The sequence below is a fragment of the Methylomonas koyamae genome (genome assembly GCF_006483455.1).
Lineage (GTDB): Bacteria > Pseudomonadota > Gammaproteobacteria > Methylococcales > Methylomonadaceae > Methylomonas > Methylomonas koyamae_B.
Genome location: NZ_PPPU01000082.1, coordinates 1 through 2,011, shown reverse-complemented (window position 1 = coordinate 2,011; position 2,011 = coordinate 1). Strand labels below are relative to the sequence as shown.

Below are 2,011 nucleotides of genomic sequence, written 5' to 3'. Positions count from 1 at the left end.
GCACAACCTGGAGCATAACCATGTGATTCACGAGAAGGTGATCGTATTGACCATCGTCACCCGCGAGGAACCTTACGTGGAGGAAGCGCAACGGGTCAAAATTCGTTCGTTTGGCGACAGCGGCAACTTTTACCGCGTCAAACTGTATTTCGGCTTTCAGGAGGAACAGGACGTCCGCCGTGCGCTGCAGCTTTGTTGCCACGAAGGCCTGGATATCAACCAGAAAACCGTATCGTTTTTTATCGGTAGCGAGCGCCTGTCATTCCGCCGCAAAAGTCCGATGCCGAAATGGCGGCGCTCCCTGTTCAGTTTCCTGACTCACAATTCCAGCAGTGCGATCGAATATTTCAAAATCCCGGTCGACCGGGTCATCGAGCTAGGTATTCGGATCGAGTTGTAGTCAGTCTTACTGCGGACTATTGATCGCGGCGCCCGCGCCAGCCGCCGGGTCGGCGATCGTCGCCATCACCGCCGCGCTCGCGCCAAGCCCTGCGGCCACCGGCTTCGGCCGGCTCCGGCCGCGCCATCAAAGAATATTCCCGCCACGCAGACCGGTCCGGTTGATGATCGTCCCGATCATGATCCGGCGAGCGGCCGCGCCAATCGCCGCGACGGTCGTCGTGGCGGTCGAAATCCGGCCGCCGCCAGTCGTGGTGGTCATGGTGGTCATGAATCCGGCCTTGCGGCAGGTAGTAGCGACCGTAAGTTATCGTCGTACCTGGGCTGTAATAGCTGCCGCCGCCGTAACTGCGCGAATAGGTCGGGGACGAATAATAGCCATTGCCGTAACCCGAATAGCCACGTTGGTAGTAGCCCGTCGCACAACCCGACAGGGCGATAGCTGCGATGGAAAAAATGGTGACTTTCAAGGTTTTCATGACTGCCTCTTGGCTTTGCGGCCCTCTTGGATTAAGTTGGCTACAGCTTATCGAGGCAGACTTAATCGGCGCTTAAACTCCAGGCTGCACCAAAAAACCCGCCGGTTCGGCAATCACCGGATTGATCAGGTCGCCAATCCCCTCGATTTGGATACGCACGGTTTGTCCCGGCTTTAAATAACCGCGCGGCTTCATCTTCACACCGACCCCAGCCGGGGTGCCGGTGCTGATCACATCGCCCGGCTCCAAGGTCATGACCTGGCTCAGATAGGCGATCAACTCGTAACAATTGAAAATCATCTCGCCGGTATTAGCGTTTTGGCGCAATTCATCGTCGACCCAGGTTTTCAGACTCAGGTTGTGCGGGTCGGCGATTTCGTCGGCGGTAATCAGCCAGGGACCCAGCGGGCCGTGGGTGTCGAAGGATTTACCCAGGGTCCAGGTCGGCGTCCGCGCCTGCCAGTCGCGCACTGTCACATCATTGCAGATCGTATAGCCGGCAATCACTCCGACGGCGCGTTCGGCCGGGACATTTTTACAACGCTGGCCGATGACGATGGCCAACTCGCCTTCGTAATCGACTTTATCCGAGATTGGCGGAATATGGATTGCCGCGCCGGGCCCGATGACGCAGGTGCTTTGCTTGGTGAAAAACGTCGGGTATTCCGGTTTTTCCAAGCCGGTTTCGCCGATGTGGTCGGCGTAATTCAAACCCACGCCCAGCAATTTGCCCGGGCGCGGGATCGGCGCCAACAGCGTCACATCCGTCAGCGCGATGCGCGGCGCATCGGCATCGATCAAGGCTTGCAACGCCTGCCGTGCCGAGTCGCCCGCCGCCAAAAACGCCAGCATGTCGTTCGGCGCCTCCGCGCCGGCGGCCACCACCGCATCACCCACCACCGCGCCGATTTTGCGCACGCCGTTGTCCAGAAAAGTCGCCAATTTCATATAGTCCGCTCAGTTCCAAAAAGCGGGCATTCTAGCCGATCGGCCGCAAATTGGCGGCAAGCGGGCGTTGGCGTTCGCCGCTCGGCGCGTTGTGGGGTACAATCGCCGCTTGATTGTTCGCGGCCCGGCCGCCCCATTTTGAGTTCCACCGATGACACCCGCCCAATTTGCCGACTACGCCCAAC

Annotated in this window: 3 protein-coding genes; 1 reads left to right on the top strand and 2 read right to left on the bottom strand. The window is 59.2% G+C overall.

Annotated elements, in window-relative coordinates:
- Window positions 1-400: KUP/HAK/KT family potassium transporter (locus C2U68_RS20935; protein ID WP_186289699.1), on the top strand; the 400-nt coding region annotated here is incomplete at its 5' end.
- A gap of 16 nt (window positions 401-416) precedes the next feature.
- On the opposite strand, the gene C2U68_RS20930 is transcribed toward C2U68_RS20935, so the two are convergent.
- Complete coding sequence (locus tag C2U68_RS20930) at window positions 417-878, bottom strand: hypothetical protein (RefSeq protein WP_140914413.1); 462 nt, start codon at window positions 876-878, stop codon at window positions 417-419.
- A gap of 72 nt (window positions 879-950) precedes the next feature.
- Window positions 951-1,826: a fumarylacetoacetate hydrolase family protein gene (locus tag C2U68_RS20925; RefSeq protein ID WP_140914412.1), complete on the bottom strand. Its 876-nt coding sequence runs from the start codon at window positions 1,824-1,826 to the stop codon at window positions 951-953.
- Window positions 1,827-2,011: the final 185 nt, after the last annotated feature.